This is a genomic window from Pseudoalteromonas piratica, assembly GCF_000788395.1.
GTDB lineage: Bacteria > Pseudomonadota > Gammaproteobacteria > Enterobacterales > Alteromonadaceae > Pseudoalteromonas > Pseudoalteromonas piratica.
Genome location: NZ_CP009888.1, coordinates 2,193,892 through 2,215,242, shown reverse-complemented (window position 1 = coordinate 2,215,242; position 21,351 = coordinate 2,193,892). Strand labels below are relative to the sequence as shown.

Sequence of the window (21,351 nt, the reverse complement as noted above, 5' to 3'; positions counted from 1 at the left end):
TTTTATCCCAACCAAGTTATAAATTGATTAATAACGAGTGCATTTACAATATCAATAAAAAATGCGCCGACTAAAGGCACAACGATAAAAGCTTTAGGCGATGGCGTGTAATGCTGCGTGACTGCCGTCATATTTGCAATTGCGGTTGGCGTTGCCCCCAAAGTCAGTCCAGCATAACCGGATGCCATCACCGCAGCATCATAATTTTTGCCTAAACTTGGAAAAACTGCGTAGGTACAATAAAGCACGGTTACCAGTACTTGACATAATAAAAGCACAAAAAATGGAATCGCCAAATTAGCCAAAGTCCAAATCTTTATACTCATCAATGACATCGCCAAAAATAAACCTAAGCAAACATCTGAAATAAATGATAAAGATGCACTGTTAGTTGGCCACATCTTTAAATCGAATAGTTTGGGCAATATATTGGTAATGATAATGCCTGCAAACAAGCAACAGACAAATAACGGCAACTCAAAATTAAAGTATTTTAATGTTGCTTCAATTCGGTCACCTAAACCTATCGCCAATAAAATTACAAATACACTGATCAAGAACTGGTCGATGTTCACACTTGCAAATTTTGCATTTTCATGGGAAACACCAATTTGCAAAGGCTGAGCAGAATAAACAGTTTGTTTGAGCTGATGCTTTTCAATTATAAATTTTGCAATCGGTCCCCCAAGCACACCACCAAATATAAGTCCAAAAGTGGAACATGCTAAAGCCAGCTCAGCTGCACCAGTTAAGTCATAATTTTTTTCAAAGATTGGAGACCACGCAATTGCTGTACCATGGCCACCACTAAGCGAAATCGAGCCACCTAGGAGACCCGTAATTGGTGGCATACCAAAAGCACTAAACACTGAGATACCAACAATATTTTGTAAAAACAAAAACCCAACCGCGAGCACTAATAACACCAATAAGCTTTTACCCCCTGTAATCAGGCTGCTTAATTGTGCATTTAAGCCAATTGTGGTGAAAAAGATAATCAGTAAAAGATCCCTTTGTTCAAGAGAAAAGGTCACTTCGAGGTTAAATAAATAAAAAAGTAAAGCAAACACGGATGAAGCAATGATACCGCCCGTAACCGGTTCTGGAATATTAAAGCTTTGTAACGGCTTATAACGGCGATTCAACCATTTACCCAAGAAGTAAACTAAAATTGCCGTCATTAATGTAAGCCGTTCATCAATTATCATTTAATGTCCTAGTATTTTGGCAGGGTCTGTTTTGCTGGCTTTAATCGCCGGGTAAATGCAAGCTAATATCGCCATAACAAACGTAATTCCTGCGGTGATGGCAAGGTCTTGTATCTTAATTTCGCTTGGCAGATAATCGATAAAATACACACCAGAGAGTACGTTTTTACCCATTATTTCACTTGTGAACAAGTAAATATCACTGATTGATAATGACAGTAAAATCCCCAAAGCCAGTCCTAAACCTAAGCCAATCGCAGCTTGGTGAACACCTTGCAAAATGAAGCAGCGAATAATAGTGCCATCAGTTGCCCCCATGGTTTTTAAAATTGCAATACTTGATTGCTTTTCTTTTACTTCCATAACCAGTGTAGAAACAATATTAAAACTCGCGACAGCAACAATTAAAAATACGGTTATATAAACAATTAATCGCACCATCTGAATGTCTTGATAGAGATTACCTTGCGAACGGTACCAAGTCTCAATATAGACTAATTCATCAAGTAATTGCCCAATAGCCAATGCGCTTTGTCTTGCAGCAAAGACATCCGCCACTTTTACTTGAAGTCCGTCAAACTGTGAATCTGAAAACTGCTTTAATTTTTGCGCTTGGCGCAACGATATTTGGCCAAAATTCATATCCAGTTGGCCGCCGAGGTTAATTGTGCCGACTAAGGTTAAGCTGATACGGTTGATACTTGCGAGTGATTGCGTTCCGGGTTCTGGTAATAAAACATTTACCTTATCGCCAACGGTTAGTTCAAGCTGCTGAGCGAGTGCCTCTCCTAAAATAATCTCGCCTTCATCAAGATGATTAAAACTTTGTGCTGGTACAACGTATTCACTACTTTTTGAAACTGATTGCTCACGCATTGAATCAATGCCTTTTAACACCACCCCATGCATTTTGCTCTGATGAGAGACCATGGCATTTAACTTTATGTAAGGTGCAACCGCTTTAACTTCGGCGTGAGTTAATAATTTCGTTTGGTGATGTGCAAAATTATCTAACGGTTTAGACGGAGCGTAATACTCAATATGCGGTATCACACTCAATAACCTATCTTTAAGCGCTAATTCAAAACCGTTAATTACTGACAGTGCTAAAATCAGTACGGATACACCCAAAGAGATACCGATGGTCGAAGACTTATTGAAGAACCCGCTTACAGACTGTTCTCCCTTGCCCCTTCTAAAGCCTTTAACTAAATAAATACTTAAACTCATTCGCTAGCCAACTTGCCGTCTTTGATAAACATCGTTTTATCGAGTTTCGCAGCCAACGCCAAATCATGGGTTACAACAACAAACGCTGTGTTATGACTTACTTTTAATTGATTAATTAATTCGTAAATTTTTTCACCATTGTCTTTATCTAAATTACCCGTTGGTTCGTCAGCCAATACCAGCGCAGGTTTTGTAATGAGTGCTCGAGCAATGGCAACACGCTGTCTTTCGCCACCTGATAGTTGATCGGGTTTATGCGATACACGGTGACTTAACCCCACATTCTCTAACATCGCAATTGCTTGTTTTTTTGCGTCAGATTTTGACACACCCGCTATCAATAATGGCAGCATCACATTTTCAAGCGCGCTGAACTCCATTAATAAATGGTGAAATTGATAGATAAAACCGATGTGTTTATTTCGAAAATCTGCTTGCTGCTTGCGATTTAACTGGGTGGTGTCAGTATCTTTTATTTTGATCGAGCCATGATTTGGCTTATCAAGCGTACCAAGTAAATGCAATAAAGTACTTTTGCCAGAGCCTGAACTGCCAACAATGGCTAATGTTGTTCCAGCTTCAAGTTCTAGATTTAGATCATTTAATATATCAAGCTGAACGTCGCCATCTTGGTATGATTTAGTTAAATGCTCACATTTAACAACAACGTGATTATTCATAGCGTAATACCTGTGCTGGAGCTAATTTAGACGCACGTCTTGCTGGGTAGAAGGTGGCAAGATAGCTCATAATAATGCTGAGATAGAAAATAATTAAAACTTGCAGAAGTGACACGTCCACGGGTAATTGCATGCCAGCAATAATTTGAATGCCCAGTAATGCTAAAATCTCATTGATATTCATTGCGACACTCAAACCCAACGCCACACCTAATATACTTCCGACTAATCCGTTAAACAGTCCTTGCACCATAAACACTTGCAAAACACCATTAGGCGTTAGGCCGAGAGTTTGCAATATTGCAATTTCAGATTGTTTTTCTGACACCATCATGGTGAGCGCCGAAAGTATATTAAAAACTGCCACTAAAATAATAAGCCCTAATAATAAGCTCATAATGCGTTTTTCCATGGCGACAGCAGAAAATAATGAACCTTGGCTATCTGTCCAATCTGCCACTTTTAGAGGCTGCAATTGTGGTATTTCAGTGAGCAGTGCATCTAATTGGAATGGATCGTTCAAATAAACAGCATACTCATTAAACTCTTTTGACTTTATGCGATTCAAACGTAGTAAATCAGCCGTATTGGTTAATACAACTTGAGCGTGAAACGCCGGATTGTCTATTAACACTGATATTGTAAAAAGTCGCTGCGACGGCATACGACCTACCGGCGTAAACGTTGTGACACTAGGTAGCATCAACCGCACTTTATCACCAACCTTAACATCTAATTGTGTTGCAAGACGCCTTGTAATGGCAATTGAATATTTGTCACTGGTTAGCTTTTGAATAATCGTCGGGTTTAGCATAGTAACAAGCGGGTTTTGTTGTGCCTTATCAACACCATATATTTGGGCGGCTAACAACTTGCTATTTGATACAATAAGGCCTTCACTGTTTTTGAACTTTGAAACAGACGCCACTTTACTATTCGTTTTAAGTAAATCGATTATTGAATGATGATTTTCATTTTTAAGCGACAGTGTTAAGTGCGGCACAATCTGCAACATGGATTGTTTTAAGCGATTTTCAAAACCATTCATAACACTGGTTACACAAATAAGCGCAACCATGCCAAGCGTAATTCCTGCAATTGAAAAAAATGAAATAAAAGAGATAAAGCCATTGCCTTTGGCTAATTTCGCATAGCGCATGCCAATAAACAAACTAGCTGGCTGAAACATAGATTAATGATTGTTTAATAAGTGTAATTTGCAGAAAGTTTAACATTTCTTTTTGATAAATGTATTTTTTTCTAGTGTATGAATTGTTTTGTTACACAACAGATCTGATCAGTGCTGTTTTATGCTTTAAATCGCATTAAGCTACTGTAACTTATTGGAGAGTCTAGGTAGAATACCGCGTCTGAAAAATTGGGGTAAAACTTTTGATTGAGCGATTTAAGCATTTTCAACTTCGTGGTGACCTATTCGGTGGTGTCACTACAGCAATCATTTCATTACCACTCGCCCTTGCATTTGGTGTTGCCTCTGGCGCAGGCGCTGAGGCAGGCATTTGGGGAGCTATCCTAGTTGGTTTGTTTGCTGCCTTATTTGGCGGTTCTAACTCGTTAATATCTGAACCGACTGGTCCCATGACAGTGATCATGACAGCAGTGCTGACTGCCATGATGGCGAAACACCCAGAACAAGGTGTAGCCATGGCATTCACTGTGGTTATGATGGCTGGTGCATTTCAATTTTTACTCGGTTCTTTGAAGCTCGGCAAATACGTAACTTTAATGCCTTACAGTGTGATATCTGGCTTTATGTCAGGTATTGGGGTTATTTTAATTATTTTACAGTTTGCTCCCCTGCTCGGTCACACACCGCCATCAGGTGGCGTTGTAGGCACGTTATCTGAGTTACCTAACTTAATTGCTAATTTACATTTTTCTGAACTATTTTTAGGACTTGCGACTCTGGCAATCCTATTTTATTTTCCAAAGAAATACCGTAAATACATCCCTGCTCAGTTAGTCGCACTCATCACAATCACCCTTGTGTCAGTCATTTTATTTAGTGATGATGGAATACGTCGCATTGGCGAAATCCCAAGTGGCTTACCTAATATTGTTTTCCCTACATTTACTACAGACCAGTTTGTTACCATGATAATTGAGGCCATGGTTCTTGGCACTCTTGGTTGTATTGATACACTTTTGACTGCAGTTATTTCAGATTCACTTACGCGTCAAGAACATGATTCAAACAAAGAATTAAAAGGCCAGGGTATTGCGAATATGATCTCAGGATTGTTTGGTGCATTGCCTGGAGCCGGTGCAACAATGGGAACGGTTGTCAGCATTCAGGTTGGCGCCCGCTCTCCTGCAGCGGCTATTATACGTGCCTTGATCCTTATGTTGGTGGTGCTTGTTGCAGGCAGCCTTATAGAACCTATCCCAATGGCAGTGCTTGCTGGTATTGCTGTTTATGTGGGTATTTCGATTCTCGACTGGAGTTTTTTACAACGCGCTCACAAAGCCAGTTTGCAACAAACTGCAATCATGTATGGTGTAATGTTGTTAACTGTTTTTGTTGACCTTCTAATTGCAGTCGGACTGGGGGTTTTTATCTCCAATATTATTGTGATTGAGCGGTTGAGCCGTGAACAAGCTAAACAAGTTAAAGCAATTAGTGATGCCGATGATGACGATGTGCCACTGAACCAAGCGGAACGTGCCATTTTAGATAAAGCAAAAGGCAAAATTTTATTCTTTTACCTGTCTGGCCCAATGATTTTTAGTGTCTCGAAAGCAATTTCGCGTCAACACTCATCAGTACATAAATACAAATCAATGATCCTCGACTTAAGCGATGTGCCTATGATTGATATGACTGTAGGCTTAGCACTCGAAAATGCAATTAAGGATGCCATAGAAGCCCATTGTGAAGTATTTTTGTATTGCCCTAATCAAGACGCTAAACACCAACTTGAGCGACTCGGTATTGATGAATTGATTGGTAAAGATCGTTTTGTTGATAATCGTTTAGATGCACTTAACCAGTCGTTAGAAGTAGTTGAAAACGTCCCTTTTACGGGTAGCTAACAATCAATGCATAAAGTCTTTGCCTGAACTGAGTTGTTCAGGCTAAGATATTTATTTATTTACTTAAATAGCACCGTATATGTCTAACTTGCTCGAGCAATTCAACCAATATTTTCAAATTGAACACGTTATTGCTGTCCATTTAGAACCCGTCGATGATGCACAGCTGCCAACGGATAACAGCGACATAGACAAACTTATCCCGCCTTTATTTAAGCTCGCAAACGAAGTAAACGTATTGGAACAAACGGCATTGCGCCCTTTGCGGCAGCTTGGCGATGTGGCTGAAGACCTAGCCCAATACTTAAAACTTCAATCACGTAAAATAGACCTGATCTTGTCGCATATTCTAGCGAATGAAAATCAGCAAGACGACAACCTCGAAACTCATAGTTTTGGTGGAAGTGGTTTTACCTTATGCACAAACACACCGTATAAACCGAACCAGTTCTATCGTTGTAAACTGTTTTTGGAGGACGAAGCTGCTGCTGTATTTTGCTTTGCTCAAGTGATTGATTCTGAACCGTTCGAAGAAGGTTTTAAAACACGCTTTGTATTTAGTCATATACGCGAAGAAGATCAAGAACTTATGGTGAGAGCGAGCCTGCATGCCCAAGCAAAAGTGTTAAAAAAGAAGCAATCAACGAAAAACATTAATTAAACACTAATAAATACGCTGACCATTTGCTAATATTGGCCAAAATTATCCTTTTAAATCACTATGAACACAGTATTCCCAGCTGAATGGACAGCCCAAGATGCCGTACTCTTAACTTGGCCACACCAAGATACCGATTGGGCCGATATCTTAACCTCAGTTGAAGTAACCTATATTGCAATTGCACGCGAAATTTTATCAGAACAGAGCCTAATTATTGTTGCCCATAATGACGCGCTTAAAGCGCATATTATTGAGTTATTTAAAAACAATCACGTAGCGACAGAAAGGCTTCATTTCGTTACTTGCCCCACTAATGACACTTGGGCTCGCGATCATGGTCCAATTAGCACCTACCAAGGTGAAAAATTACATGTGCTTGATTTTACCTTTAATGGTTGGGGTAATAAGTATCAATCGGATCTCGATAACGCGATTAACCAACATTTATTTAATTCTTTGCTATCTGCTGAGGCCTCAAGCAACAAAATTGACCTTACTTTAGAAGGCGGCGGTATTGAAACGGACGGTAAAGGTACTTTGCTGACTACCAGTGAATGCTTGTTAAACCAAAACCGTGGCAACAATCTCTCAAAGCAAGCGCTTGAAGCTCGACTTAAAGAAGTATTAGGGATTAATCATTTTCTTTGGCTTGATCATGGTTACCTCGCAGGTGACGATACAGATAGTCATATTGATACTTTAGTACGTTTTGCACCGAATGATGCCCTGGTCTATGTTGCCTGTAATGACCATGAAGACGAACATTTCTCTGCTTTGGCAGAAATGGCTGAGCAACTTAAAACGTTCAGAACACAAGATAACAAGCCGTATACCTTATATGCTTTACCTTGGCCAAGTGCAAAATATAATGATGAAGGCGATCGTTTGCCTGCGACCTATGCAAACTACTTAATTATTAACAACAAGGTGCTAGTGCCTACCTATCAGGATAAGAATGACCAAACTGCACTTGATGTTATCGCTAATGCTTATCCAGAGCATCAAGTCATTGGAATTGATTGTGTACCATTAATTCACCAGTTCGGTAGTTTACACTGTATTACCATGCAATTACCTAAGGGTTTTTTAGGGAGCTAATCATGACTCAGACAATTAAGGTTGCTGCGATTCAGCATTCAAACAGCAGTGATTTAAATCATAACCAAGACAAGACTGTTCTTGGTATAAAAGAAGCGGCCAAAAATGGCGCCAAACTCATTGTATTACAAGAGTTACACCGCAGCTTGTACTTCTGCCAGGTAGAAAGCACCGAGTGTTTTGATCTTGCAGAGCCAATTCCAGGTCCGAGCACTACGCTTTATGGTCAACTCGCAAAAGAGCTTAACGTTGTTATTGTGACTTCGCTTTTTGAAAAGCGTGCCACTGGTTTGTATCACAACACCGCTGTTGTGCTGGATACTGACGGTGAAATTGCGGGCACCTATCGCAAAATGCATATTCCCGACGATCCGGGCTTTTATGAGAAGTTTTACTTCACACCAGGCGATCTCGGCTTTCAGCCAATTGAAACATCAATTGGTAAACTCGGTGTGTTAGTGTGTTGGGACCAATGGTTCCCAGAAGCTGCGCGCTTAATGGCCATGGCTGGCGCAGAGTTTCTTATTTACCCAACAGCGATTGGCTGGGATCTTGATGATGAACAAGCTGAACAGCAACGTCAACTTGATGCCTGGGTTATTGCACAACGTGCACACGCCGTTTCGAATGGTTTACCGGTTATTGCCTGTAACCGTCAGGGCCATGAAAATGATCCAAGCGGCCAATCAAAAGGCATTCAATTTTGGGGCAACAGTTTTATAACAGGCCCACAAGGTGAAATCCTGGCGCATGCATCAAATAATGACGATGAAATTCTTTATGCCGATATTGATAGAGAACGCAGTGAATCTGTTCGCCGTATTTGGCCGTATTTACGTGACCGTCGTATCGACCATTACCAAGATTTAACCAAATTATACCGAGATTAATACTAAGGAGTGACATTAATGCAAAGTCAGTGGCTTAACTTACCTTGGGTTAAAACACAAAACGACAAAATTGCTTGGGGCAATTTAGTTGGTTCAGCCCTAAGTTTAGCAATTTCAGATGCAGTACAAAGCCATACTGGATTTAAATTAATTGTCACTCAAAATACGCAACAGGCGCTAAAGCTTGAAGCTGAATTACATTATTTATTGCCAAATACGCCTGTTAATTTATTTCCTGACTGGGAAACGCTGCCTTACGACCATTTCTCACCACACCAAGATATTATCTCGCAGCGTTTAAGTTTGCTTAGCCAACTGCGAACGCAAGAAAACGGTGTGTTGATTGTGCCAATCGCAGGCTTAATGCTTCGCACAGCACCCTGTGACTTTATTTATGGTAAAGCCATTAAGTACCGTGTTGGCGATACGCTTGATAGCATGTCACTTCGTAAAGCACTTGAATCAGTAGGTTATATCAATGTGCAACAGGTAATGGCACATGGTGAATTCGCGATTCGTGGATCAATTATTGATTTATTTCCAATGGGCAGTGATACGCCACTGCGCATTGATTTATTTGACGATGAAATTGATTCAATTCGTCAATTTGATCCGGAAACGCAGCGCTCCCGTGACAAAATTCAAGAAATTGACTTATTACCAGCCCACGAGTTTGGTACTGATGAAGAAGACATTGAGCGTTTTCGCATTAATTACCGTGAAGCTTTTGGCGTTGCCCATGAGAAAGGCTCGATTTATTCGCAAGTAAGCCAAGGTAGTTTGCCCGCTGGTATTGAATATTACTTGCCGCTCTTTTTTGATAACACAGCGACTTTGTTTGATTATTTACCGTCTGATAATGTGATTTTCACATTAGGTGATATTGAGCACAGTTGTCGCGAAACCTGGTTAGACATTGAGAAACGTTTCGAAAATAGAAAAGTTGATCCACTTCGCCCACTGCTTGAGCCAACTAAGTTATATCTCAATGTCGAGAGTTTATTTTCGAAACTCAATGACTCACCGCGTATTGCTTTGTCACAAGGTCAGTTGGGTACTAAAGCAGGCCATAGTAATTTAGCACTGCAAGCATTACCGGATATTCGAGTAAACCATCAGTTAAAACAGCCGTTTGAGTCCGTTTTAAATTACATTTCTCAGCTTAAAAGTGACAAACATCGCGTGTTATTTAGTGTTGAAAGTGATGGGCGTCGAGAATCATTGCTAACACTATTAAAACCAACTGGTTTAAAGCTAGCCGAGTTCGATACTATATCGCACTTCTTTGCTTCGGATAGTGATGTTGGCCTTATTGTCTCACCACTCGAACAAAGCATTTCGTTAGCAAAAGAAAAGCTCACTATTTTAACCGAGCAAGAATTACTGGGCGTAAAAATTTCTCAGCGTCGCCGTCGCAAACACAAATACGAAGTAAGCCAAGATGCCATAATTCGCAACCTTGCTGAGCTGCAAATTGGTCAGCCTATTGTTCATCTGGACCACGGGGTTGGCCGCTATCAAGGCCTTGAAACAATTGATGCCGGTGGTGTTAAAACTGAGTTTGTGACCATTCATTACCTTAATGAAGCGAAGCTTTACGTACCAGTTGCCTCTTTGCATTTGTTATCACGTTATTCAGGCGGTGATTTAGAAACGGCGCCATTGAATAAACTCGGCTCTGATACCTGGGAAAAAGCGAAACGCCGCGCTGCTGAAAAAGTCCGTGATGTAGCAGCAGAATTATTAGACATTTATGCACAGCGTGAAGTAAAACCGGGTTATGCCTTTAATCACGATAGCAATGCCTACCGTCAATTTGCAGACAGTTTTCCATTTGAAGAAACTGACGACCAACAAAATGCTATTGGTGCAGTGCTTAACGACATGCAAAAAGCCCAAGCGATGGACAGACTTGTGTGTGGTGATGTTGGTTTTGGTAAAACTGAAGTGGCCATGCGCGCGGCTTTTGTTGCGGTAAATGACTCAAAGCAAGTCGCAGTATTAGTGCCAACCACCCTACTTGCTCAACAACATTTTGAAAACTTTAAAGACCGATTTGCCAACTCTGCAGTTGAAGTTGCCCTCTTGTCCCGCTTTAAAACAGCAAAAGAACAAAAACAAACATTAGAAGGATTAGCTGAGGGTAAAATTGACATTGTTGTGGGTACCCACAAATTACTGCAACAAGACATTAAGTTCGATGATTTAGGCCTGCTTATCGTTGATGAAGAGCACCGCTTTGGTGTTCGTCAAAAAGAAAAAATAAAATCATTACGTGCCGATGTCGATATTTTAACCCTGACGGCAACCCCTATTCCACGTACCCTAAATATGGCAATGAGTGGTATGCGGGATTTATCAATTATTGCAACGCCTCCAGCCAAACGCTTGGCAGTTAAAACCTTTGTTCGACAAAATGACGATGAGCTGACAAAAGAAGCGATCATTCGTGAAATTAAGCGCGGTGGTCAAGTGTATTTCTTACATAATAATGTCGAAACCATTGAAAGCTTTGCTAACGATATCGCTGCCTTAGTGCCGGAGGCGAACGTGCAATTTGCGCATGGTCAAATGCGTGAAAAAGAACTCGAATCTTTGATGTCAGATTTTTACCATCAAAAATTCAATGTACTTGTGTGTACTACAATCATCGAAACGGGTATTGATATTCCAACTGCGAATACCATTCTTATCGATAGAGCTGACCGATTTGGTTTAGCGCAATTACACCAGTTACGTGGTCGTGTAGGACGAAGCCACCATCAGGCTTACGCATATTTATTAACGCCACACGAAAAGCTATTAAGTAAAGATGCTAAAAAGCGCCTTGAAGCCATTTCATCTTTAGAGGACTTAGGTGCTGGCTTTACACTTGCAACCCACGATTTAGAGATCCGTGGCGCCGGTGAATTACTCGGCGATGAGCAAAGTGGTCAAATTGAGAGTATTGGCTTTAGTTTGTATATGGAGATGCTCGACCAAGCGGTTGAAGCGCTTAAGCAAGGTAAAGAACCTAGTCTCGATAACTTATTGCGTAAACAAAGTGATATTGATTTAAAAATTCCTGCACTAATTCCTAACGATTACATCAATGATGTAAATACCCGTTTAAGTATGTATAAACGCATTGCGAGTTGTACAAATAAAGATGCAATTGATGAGTTAAGTGTTGAATTAATTGACCGATTTGGTTTACTACCAGAAGGGTTGAAAAATTTATTTGCTATTCAGCAGCTCAAAGTGACTGCTAGCGAGCTAGGCATTAATAAAATTGATGCCAATATGAAAGGCGGCTATTTTGAATTTAGTCAGGATACGAAAGTCGATCCAAGCTTTATCATTGGCCTACTTCAATCAAACCCTCAGTTCTATAAAATGGAAGGTGCGAGTAAATTACGCTTTATGATCGAAGAAAAGAATAATCAAGAGCGCTTAAAGCTTGTTACAGCAATGCTGAAAGACTTTGCACAAAAGGTTTTAAAATAATGATAACAAAATACGTTTTGCCAATTGTCCTGCTAAATGCAAGTTTTATGGCCAACGCTAACTTGCGTTGGTTTGACATAGAACTCATCTTCTTTGAAAGACAATTAGACAGTGAACTAAAAGAAGATTTATCAGCCGATGATTTTGCAGCGATTGATTATTCGAAAACAAAAGACATCATTGCTGAAGCTTACCAAGAAATTCAGAACATTAAGTATAAAGAATGTACAGGTGAATTAGACATCACATTGTTGCAGGATGAGTCGTCCCTTGTGGGTGAAGACCGCTTTGAGCGAAAGGTAATTGAATCAAGCGAAGCTAACTTCTCTGAAACCCCACCAGAAGACGAGCCTCTTTCTGAATATGATGACAACCAGTTAGACTGTGAGAAAAACACCAATATCACTAAGCTCGAATCGCTGCCGTTAACACCAGAAGCACTGACTCAGGAACATACCGACTATATTTATTTGCTATCTGAAGAACAGTTAGAACTCAATGAAACGGTGAAAAGATTAAAACAGCGCGGGCTAAAACCTCTGCTTCACACCGGTTGGCGACAGCCTGAAAGTAACATCCGAAATGCAACCCCCATGTATTTATACGGTGGTAAAAATTTGTCAGCCGTTGTGAGTGAAGATGAAAACGATAAATCATTAGAGCAAATGTTAGAAGAATACACCCAATTCGAAACAAGTTATGAAATGGGTTATACCAGTGAAGAGGGTTTAACAGAATCCTATGCGCAAGATGTTACTGATACGAATAAGAATCAAGTCACACCTCTACTAACGCAACAAACATGGCAACTACAAGGTAAATTTAAAGTATTTATACGCCATAACTATCTGAATATTGAAGCTGATTTCGATTTAAATGATTTAACTGAGCAAACTGTAGAACAATTGGACTTTGACCAAGTACAAGGTTCATTAATGCCAGAACAACTAACAGAAACCGTATTAAAAACAGATCGTTTTTCTCAATTTCGCCGTGTGATAAGTTCGGAAATTCATTATTTCGACCATCCAAGGCTCGGTGTGATTATGCAAATTCGACGCTACAACCACTAAGGAATTCATATGAAAAAATTACTTATTACTGCTGCAGCACTGCTTACACTTACTGCGTGTTCAAAAGTAACTTTAGAAAACTACGAAAAAATTAAAGTTGGACAGAACAAAGAAGAAGTTGAAGCGATTCTAGGTGGTGCATCAAAATGTGAAGAAAAAACAATGCACACTGATTGTACTTGGGGCAATGATAGTACAAATATCAAAGTAACATTTGTAGGTGGTAAAGTTACTTTATATTCAGAAAAAGGCCTGTAATCAGACTTTTTACACAATAAAAAAAGCCGAATCTCTCGGCTTTTTTTATTTTTCAATACGTTGTACTCTAAATCAAATTTTAGTTTGTACAGTCACTTATGAATATTCGCAATATTGATCTCAATCTACTGGTTTACCTTAACGTTCTACTCGAAGAAAAAAGTGTATCTCGTGCAGCTAATAAACTGGCATTAACTCAGCCTACCGTAAGTGCAGCATTAAAAAGATTAAGAGAGTATTTTTCAGACCCACTATTGGTTAGAACATCCGGTGGTATGCAGCCAACAGAAAAGGCATTAGCTTTAAAACCGCAGATCAGTGAATTTATTCGTTTAAGTGAGTCTATTACCCAATCTGATAGCCATTTTGAGCCAAAAACTGCAAACCATACATTTAAAATTCTGACTAATGACTACATAGAAAGCTGTTTATTATTTCCTTTTATCGCAAGCACTGCCGCAATCTATCCAAACTTAAGCTACAACATTACTTCACCTGGCGATACACACCTTACCGAGCTACAGGAAGGCAGTGTTGATCTTGCAATTAACCGCTTTAAACAAGCACCCACGTCATTTCATCAAAAACGCCTTTGGCGAGATAATTTCCGCGTTGTATGCCATCAAAATAACCCTTACGCCGCGACTCAAACTCTCGAAACCTACTTATCGCAACCGCATATATGGGTAAGTAGAAGTGGCATAACAAGTGAAAATCGCATTTCAGTAGACAGTCACCCTAACAAGCTTGGTGAATTAGATGAAGCGTTATGGCAATTAGAAAAACGACGGAATATTCAAGTGTTTACACGACACTTTCAAGCTCAAAAATTGATCACACAGTCGCCATCTTTATTACTCACAATCCCTAATAGATTAGCGTTAGCCAGTTTCCAAACTGAACAATTGGTGACTCTGCCCTTACCTTTTCAGATGGTTCCACAAGAAGTATCTATGGTTTGGAGCCCAATTAAACACTACGATCCAGCGCATTCTTGGCTAAGGCAACAACTCAGTGAATTTGCAATGACATTAGCAAGTTAGCCAAGTACTATAGATAGCTTCTATATCAGAAATCGAATTATTCAATTTTTAAATTGTCATCGGGTTGTTTACTCTTTTTGTTAAGGCAAACGTCTTTAATTAAATTTACGAGGAACATTACGATGAGCACAGGTCAATTTCACAAACATCAATTTTTATACATTGAAGAAAACTTATTTAATCAATTAAACAAAACTTATCATTTAGAAAACCAAGAATGCCAAGCGCTGTTTATAGAAAACTACATCAAGCTATTGAAAGAGTTTGGTGGGCAAATTAGAAAAACTATTAACGAAACAACTAATCATACAATTAGTAATGAAAGTTTATGTGAACTTGCAAGTGTTTCAACACCACTCATTACAGAGCGTCTATTAACAGGTGAAACACTAGAAATTAAAGATAAATACAGCTGCCCAACTCCCACGTTAGTGTTTGCGGCATTTATTGCAGCCTCAGGTAGCGCCCAGGTCGTAGAAACATCTCAATTGCCAGCAAAGTTAGCGGCAATTTATGAACAGTGTGTCAGTTATTTACGCCCGTTTTATCAAGCACAATTAAAGCTATCTGCATAACGACAACTCCAATGTTTCTTGAAACTGCTTAAAGGATATCGCTTTATCCTTTAAGCTTTTTTCTACTTCAAATACGGCTTTTGCCAAAGTACTGGCTGCCAGATCACAATCAAGATGATAAAGTAATGAAATAATCGCGTTTAAAAGCGCTATTGGAGTAATATCATCACTTCCCACAAGTGCGTGTAGCGGCCCATGTTTTGGTTCAAAAATACGTATATTATTACCGAAATTGGTCTGACTCACTTTATTTATCAAGCCTAAACTACCGGTAAAAAACTCATTGATAATGGTTGCTAAATAATTAGCGCAAACATATATCGTATCTTGTTTAAGATGGTTTTGATGACTGAAAAACTGCAACAATGAACACACGTCTACTTGAATATTATCAAGGTGTATGGGAGGCGTTACATGCTGTTGTCCGTCCTCATTATTGCTAACTGATGCCAGTGCCCATCTGACAAAGCTTCCCTCTGAAATGGGTAAACTATTAGCGTGATGAATAATTATAACATTTTTAATTTTACGCGATTTTGCAAGCTCAATCGCTGAAGATAGCAGTTTTTCGCTACGCGCTTTAGATAAATATTTAAGTGCCATCACACTTTTTTCAGCAAGCGGTATTTTATTTACACCTAATTCATCTTTTAGAAAGTTAGCTAATAATTCACCGTCAAAAGAATCTGTTTGCCATTCAAGCTTTACGGGTAAATCTTCACTATTATCGCGGATAACATAGATATCGCTTTCGTTATCTGTTTGATAACGAGTATAAGACGTGGTTAATCCAAGTTCGTGACGCAGCGCAACATTTAGCGATTTAAAACCATAACCAATGGGTGCAGTAATTGGCCCAATTAACGCACACTGCCTAAGTTCTATCATATTCAGTGTGTGCTCTGGAAACCAATCACCTTGATATACTTCCGCCGCTTTTTCACCACATAGCAGCGCTTGCCATTCAATGGTGCGCTCGCCATTGTAACATTTTTGCATCACCTTATCGGCTATATCACGGGCATAATTAATTAATTGTGGGCCGACTCCATCGCCTTCCACATAAGGAACGGTATAGCTTATGGCATCAGGTGTTGTCATAGTATAAATTGTGGCTCTTTTTTGTTTACACTATGACAAATTTTACCTGTTAGATTCAAGCTTTATAACTAAAGTGCTGATAGAACCTCAGCAACATCGCTTTGTCGTGTTCAGTTAAATGCAGTTTTTGGCTTAATCTATCGAGTAATTTAATGACTTTATTGATGTAAACCGCATAACCAAATTTCACTACTGTATTTTCTGGCATATAAAACACTATGTGGGCGCTACTATTAATGTAGTCATCATCAATCTGTTGTATGACTTCGTGTTCCGTATTACCAAAATTTAAACTAATTAGTTCACCCTTTTGATTGCCACTGCCGACCACAAAATTTGATTTAACGACTGGATAACGTTTAGAAGCAATGTAGGCCATGTGATTAATGCCTACTTCTTGCGCTAATTGAATTAATAAATGCGATATTTCTGCATGCATATGACTTACATCATAATTTTGATTAAGTACTTTTTCGGTTAATAATTCACTAAAATTAGCCTTTACAACTATAAATGCTTTACTGTTACGTTCATCTGGCAATACCAAACCTGAGCTCTCATAGCGCTTTTCAATAACGCGAAAACCATGTGCTTTTGAATTGGTTGATGACGAGTGTTTTTCTAAGCTAAAGCTGATGTGTTGATGATCTTGAACTTTAATCGCTTCAATGAAATCAAACGACTGTTTTAAATCCGATACTAAGTTTGTCACTTTTTGATGAAATAGCGCTGCATTTTCTCGCAAGTTATCGCCTGTTGCAAAACACACCACTCTAATCGATTTTAGAGATTGTGTATCCTCTGGGCAAAGACCGATAACGCCTTTACTCTTTTCCGGGTTGTAATAAACAATGTGCTGTTCTTGTGTAGTGTTTATTTCATTATCAACACCATAGCGTACACGGATAAATTTATTCGATGCAACTACAGCAACATAGTCAATTTCATGCTGTGCGATTACACGACGCACTTTGTTTAGTAATAAACTCAGTAATTCTTTTGGTGTAGGGTTGAGTGAGTGATCTGAGACCTGTGCAATTAAATTATCATTAATTGCTAGCTCTGCGATAATGTATTGGTTGTCCCTTGCTTCGGCCGGTACATACACGCGATTTTCTTGCTGTTTTACGCGACTGATTAAACTTCGATTCCTGATGATACCCATTTACTTTCAACTCATTAAACAATTTGCCGAGAGCATAGAGGTCGAGTATGACATTTAGCTTTCAGCTAGGTGACGCTTTAGTGAAATCCTACCAAGCACTTATTTAAACGCTGTTAAAAATAAGTTTTGTGAATATTTCACCCCATATAATGACACTAACATGACGCTTTAATGTCATTTTTTTAAACGCAAAAAAAAGCCGCACTCATATAAGTGCGGCTTTAACTGATTAAATGTTATTAGAACTTAACATTTACACCAGCGTAGAAATAACGACCTAATACATCGTATGTGTAAGGGTCGGTATTTGAATCATTGTTACCTGAATAGTATGGCGGTTGCTTATCAAATAAGTTATTGATACCAGCTGATACTTTTACAGTTTCTGATACGTGGTATGCACCACCGATATCATGATATACAACAGAGCCTGTGCTTGGTGCATAACATTTAGCTGGGTTATCTAAACATGAATAGCTGTCCATACCTGAGATGTAACGTGCTTTGTAGTTAGCATCCCATGAATCACCTTTAACAGATAGAGATAGGTTTGATTTGATATCAGCGTAGCCACCTGAACCAGATGTAATTAAGCCAACATAATCAACAGTTTCATCAGTTAATGTTACAGTTGTTTCAATCAGGTAAGTTGTATCTAAAGCTGTGCGCCAGTCTAAACCAAATGCATCAAATGAATACGCTAGGTTTAAGTCGATGCCCTGCGCAGTTTCAGCACCAATGTTTTGTAATTGGTTGTTGAAAGAGATACGGCCCGAGTTATCCATTGAGATATCAGCTGACTTACATAGTGCTGTTTCTGTATTGATTGGGTTACCCGCTGCATCAATACAGTTATCAACAATATACTGGTTGTCTACAGTTGCAATTGAGTTTTCAATTGAAATATCGTAGTAGTCTACCGTCATTGAAGCGCCATCTAACCAGCTTGGTTCATATACAAAACCAACTGTTAGTGTATCTGCTTCTTCAGGTGTTAATGCTGCGTTACCACCAACAGTTACTTCAGCTTGGTCTTGACCTACTGGGTGAGAAACTTGGTTAAACGAAGGTGATTTACCACCGTATAATTCATCAACGGTAGGCGCGCGGAATGCAGTCGACGCTACACCACGGAACATGATGTCGCTGTTCACTTTCCAAGTGAAACCAAGCTTCCAAGTTGCATCGCTACCAAATGTTGAGTAATCAAATGCACGAATAGCTGCACTAAGTTCAAGGTTTTCAGCAAATGCTTTATCAGCTAAAACTGGAATAGCAAGTTCAACAAACGCTTCGTTTACATCATAACGGCCTTCAGTTGGTTCAACTTTAGGGTCGTTAGCAAGACCTTGTGCAGTAAGTGAATCAGGAATGTACCATGCTTTTTCAGAACGGTGTTCAACACCTGCTGCAAAGCCTAAGTAACCTGCTGGTAATTCAAGTAGTTCACCTGCAAGCGAGCCGCTGAACATTAACATTTGGCTACCGCCAGTATTTTGCTCAGTGTATAGGTAACCTTGCATGTTGTCATACTGCCAAGAAGTTTGATCAAGCGGGTTAAAGTTACCTAACTCGATATCTTCTTGGATTGACCCCATATTGTGAAGGTTGGTTAAACGGTCAACTGAGTCATTACGACCAAAGTTAAGTGCTGCATCCCATGACCAATCATTTGATAACACGCCTTCCGCACCGATTACAACACGAACTGTATCAACAACTTGAGAGAAATCACGCGTACCAGTATCGCTCATACGACGGCCATAAGAAATCTCATCACCGTAGTTAACACCATGTTCAATAAGTGAATCACCCATCCAATCTTGGTAAGTGAAATCAAACCAAACTGGTTGTGGTGCCATTTGTTGCTCTGACCAACGCTTTGAGTACATGCTTTCAGCGAATAACATGGTATCGTCAGATAATTCGTAAGTTGCAAGACCTGTTAGGTTTAAGCGCTTCATTGGTGTGAATAAGTAACTATCTGCTGAGTAGTTATACTTGTCTTCATCACCAAAGTCGTTCCATGTATTGTCCGGGTTACCTTGAAGAGATTCATCACCTGACCAGATATGGCCGTAAGGCGTGTAACTTGAACCACCACAATATAACTCTATCGCGCCCGAATCATTTGTGCGTTCTGATACAGGACACGAAGAGAAGTCACGATCTGCTTGTGATGCTTCACCGCGGTCCATGTACTGTACGCCAAGAACGATATTACCTTTATCGAATGAAGTACCTACAGTAAAGTCAACTGAGCTTTCTTCCGCATCACCTTCGCCTGACATACCCGTTTGGGCATTCATGTCTAGCCCTTCAAAGTCCTTTTTAAGAATGATGTTTACAACACCTGCCACAGCATCAGTACCGTATACTGCTGATGCACCGTCTTTTAGTACTTCAACACGTTGGATCATAGATACAGGAATCGTATTTAAATCTACCGTTGATGCAGCGCCTGTACCTGAGTTGATCATACGACGGCCGTTTACAAGAACTAATGTACGCTGCGCACCTAAACCACGTAGGTTCATGCTTGCATTACCGCCAGAACCATTATTAATGCCTGGGTTAACCATCGCACCGCCAGCAGCAGTCATGTCTTGTAAAATTGAGTCAATTGATGTTGCACCTGATGCACGAATTTCTTCTGCACCAATTACAGTTACTGGGCTTGCCGTCTCCATGTCAGCGCGCTTAATACGTGAACCTGTTACTTCAATGCGCTCTACGGCGTCTGCTGAGCTCTCGGCTGCCATTACATTAGTTGTTGAAAACAACGGTAACGCGGTAGCAATTGCTAAACCCAATTTAGTTTTATTCATAATAAACCTTTATTAGTTGTATAACCCTATTAGTTGAAAACACCTCAACTAAAGCGAATAACTTGTTGCATTAACCGTTATAAGAAAGTGACTTTTTGTTTCTTGTATCACATGAGAAACAAGGCTTCGGATAAAAAACCAAGGAGAAATCTTACAACGGACGCTGCAAACTAGGCTTCTGAAAATGAACGAAAACTGAATGAGCGTTCAGCTTTTATTCAGGCATAAAAAAAGGCGCTTAAGTAGCACCTTTTGTTATTAATATATTAACAGTAGTAACATCTAAAAATATTTAAAATCAACGATATAAACTATTATGCAGTTAGTTTCGTGACATTCGTTTTACTACGTTATCGGATGTAATCAATTGTAACCGAGGCAAAACTGTAGACCGCCAGTTAAACATTTGTTGCAACAAAGTTTAGGGTTGCGGTTTTTTGTTGCTGTAATGTCATATCTTTATAAAAGATCTGAATTTGCCACTCCATTTCTTTTTCACTGCAAACCCCAACCATGCCAATTGCTTTATGTGAACCGTTTTGCGTTTTCTTAAAAAACAGCGGGATTTTCCCCATATACATACTGGCACCTACAATATGAGCTTCTGTGATTTCAACTTGTTCTGATGGTGCAAAGATAATTTCAAATTCTGATTCAGGTATTACTTGCGCACTACTAATCGACAGAAAAGCTGAATCTTTGATTGTATGTTCACTCTCAACCGCCATTCGATGGTTAAAATCCCCACAACCTAGGGTTAAAAGTGCACTAAACAGCAGCGGACAGAATCGTAATATTTTCATTTTTTATTTGGCCTATTTTATGTTGGCCGCGAATTTAGACTAAATTTGCACAAAAATAAATCACCCTCACTGAGAATATTTGATTGAGGTCATAATTTTGGGTAAATGCGCTATCTTTTTAAAAGCAAAAATTTTATTATTTCTCATGCAAAAAAAGGGTTTTACCGGGTTGGTTTTCTTGCTAACTCTAATTACGAC

The 21,351-nt window shown here is 39.5% G+C and carries 17 protein-coding genes; 9 read left to right on the top strand and 8 right to left on the bottom strand.

The genetic code is table 11. The annotated features are described in order from the left end of the window. Positions 1–2 precede the first annotated feature (2 nt). Genes gltS through OM33_RS10300 form a run of 4 tightly spaced genes read right to left on the bottom strand, consistent with a single transcriptional unit; the run spans position 3 to position 4,307 of the window. A complete protein-coding gene (gltS, locus tag OM33_RS10315) occupies positions 3–1,208 on the bottom strand; it encodes a sodium/glutamate symporter (protein WP_038641446.1) in 1,206 nt (401 codons plus the stop codon). Then, positions 1,209–2,438: an FtsX-like permease family protein gene (locus OM33_RS10310; RefSeq protein ID WP_038641444.1), complete on the bottom strand. Its 1,230-nt coding sequence runs from the start codon at positions 2,436–2,438 to the stop codon at positions 1,209–1,211. Next, positions 2,435–3,118: a lipoprotein-releasing ABC transporter ATP-binding protein LolD gene (lolD, locus tag OM33_RS10305; RefSeq protein ID WP_038641442.1), complete on the bottom strand. Its 684-nt coding sequence runs from the start codon at positions 3,116–3,118 to the stop codon at positions 2,435–2,437. The genes OM33_RS10310 and lolD overlap by 4 nt, the downstream gene beginning before the upstream one ends. Further along, positions 3,111–4,307 (bottom strand): lipoprotein-releasing ABC transporter permease subunit, encoded by a 1,197-nt coding sequence (locus OM33_RS10300; protein WP_038641440.1) that lies wholly within the window; start codon positions 4,305–4,307, stop codon positions 3,111–3,113. The genes lolD and OM33_RS10300 overlap by 8 nt, the downstream gene beginning before the upstream one ends. Positions 4,308–4,510: 203 nt before the next feature. Between OM33_RS10300 and OM33_RS10295 the strand changes: the two genes are divergently transcribed. From OM33_RS10295 to OM33_RS10255, 9 genes are all read left to right on the top strand, one after another. After that, positions 4,511–6,172, top strand: coding sequence for a SulP family inorganic anion transporter (locus OM33_RS10295; protein ID WP_038641438.1), 1,662 nt, complete (start codon positions 4,511–4,513; stop codon positions 6,170–6,172). Between the two features lie 79 nt (positions 6,173–6,251). Then, positions 6,252–6,833, top strand: coding sequence for a PilZ domain-containing protein (locus tag OM33_RS10290; protein ID WP_038641435.1), 582 nt, complete (start codon positions 6,252–6,254; stop codon positions 6,831–6,833). A gap of 60 nt (positions 6,834–6,893) precedes the next feature. Further along, a complete protein-coding gene (locus OM33_RS10285; protein ID WP_038641433.1) occupies positions 6,894–7,931 on the top strand; it encodes an agmatine deiminase family protein in 1,038 nt (345 codons plus the stop codon). A gap of 2 nt (positions 7,932–7,933) precedes the next feature. Then, on the top strand, positions 7,934–8,821 hold the full coding sequence (locus tag OM33_RS10280) for a carbon-nitrogen hydrolase (RefSeq protein ID WP_038641431.1): 888 nt from the start codon (positions 7,934–7,936) through the stop codon (positions 8,819–8,821). 18 nt (positions 8,822–8,839) lie between these two features. Next, on the top strand, positions 8,840–12,307 hold the full coding sequence (mfd, locus tag OM33_RS10275; RefSeq protein WP_038641429.1) for a transcription-repair coupling factor: 3,468 nt from the start codon (positions 8,840–8,842) through the stop codon (positions 12,305–12,307). Further along, the gene (locus OM33_RS10270) at positions 12,307–13,380 is read left to right on the top strand and encodes a CsiV family protein (RefSeq protein ID WP_038641427.1); all 1,074 of its coding nucleotides are present in this window, start codon (positions 12,307–12,309) and stop codon (positions 13,378–13,380) included. The genes mfd and OM33_RS10270 overlap by 1 nt, the downstream gene beginning before the upstream one ends. Positions 13,381–13,389: 9 nt before the next feature. After that, positions 13,390–13,638 (top strand): lipoprotein, encoded by a 249-nt coding sequence (locus OM33_RS10265; RefSeq protein WP_038641424.1) that lies wholly within the window; start codon positions 13,390–13,392, stop codon positions 13,636–13,638. A gap of 98 nt (positions 13,639–13,736) precedes the next feature. After that, positions 13,737–14,681: a LysR family transcriptional regulator gene (locus OM33_RS10260; protein ID WP_038641422.1), complete on the top strand. Its 945-nt coding sequence runs from the start codon at positions 13,737–13,739 to the stop codon at positions 14,679–14,681. A 122-nt stretch (positions 14,682–14,803) separates the two neighbouring features. Beyond that, entirely contained in the window at positions 14,804–15,256 is a 453-nt protein-coding gene (locus OM33_RS10255; protein ID WP_038641421.1) for a hypothetical protein, read from the top strand. Here the strand turns inward: OM33_RS10255 and OM33_RS10250 are convergent. The 4 genes from OM33_RS10250 to OM33_RS10235 all read right to left on the bottom strand — a co-directional run bounded on the left by OM33_RS10250 (position 15,245) and on the right by OM33_RS10235 (position 21,153). Further along, on the bottom strand, positions 15,245–16,357 hold the full coding sequence (locus OM33_RS10250) for an isocitrate/isopropylmalate family dehydrogenase (RefSeq protein ID WP_038641418.1): 1,113 nt from the start codon (positions 16,355–16,357) through the stop codon (positions 15,245–15,247). The genes OM33_RS10255 and OM33_RS10250 overlap by 12 nt on opposite strands. 55 nt (positions 16,358–16,412) lie before the next feature. Then, positions 16,413–17,522, bottom strand: a complete 1,110-nt coding sequence (locus OM33_RS10245; protein WP_038641416.1) for a DUF3083 family protein — start codon at positions 17,520–17,522, stop codon at positions 16,413–16,415. Between the two features lie 239 nt (positions 17,523–17,761). After that, positions 17,762–20,350: a TonB-dependent receptor gene (locus tag OM33_RS10240; protein ID WP_038641414.1), complete on the bottom strand. Its 2,589-nt coding sequence runs from the start codon at positions 20,348–20,350 to the stop codon at positions 17,762–17,764. Between the two features lie 398 nt (positions 20,351–20,748). After that, on the bottom strand, positions 20,749–21,153 hold the full coding sequence (locus OM33_RS10235; RefSeq protein WP_199922443.1) for a hypothetical protein: 405 nt from the start codon (positions 21,151–21,153) through the stop codon (positions 20,749–20,751). Positions 21,154–21,351 lie beyond the last annotated feature (198 nt).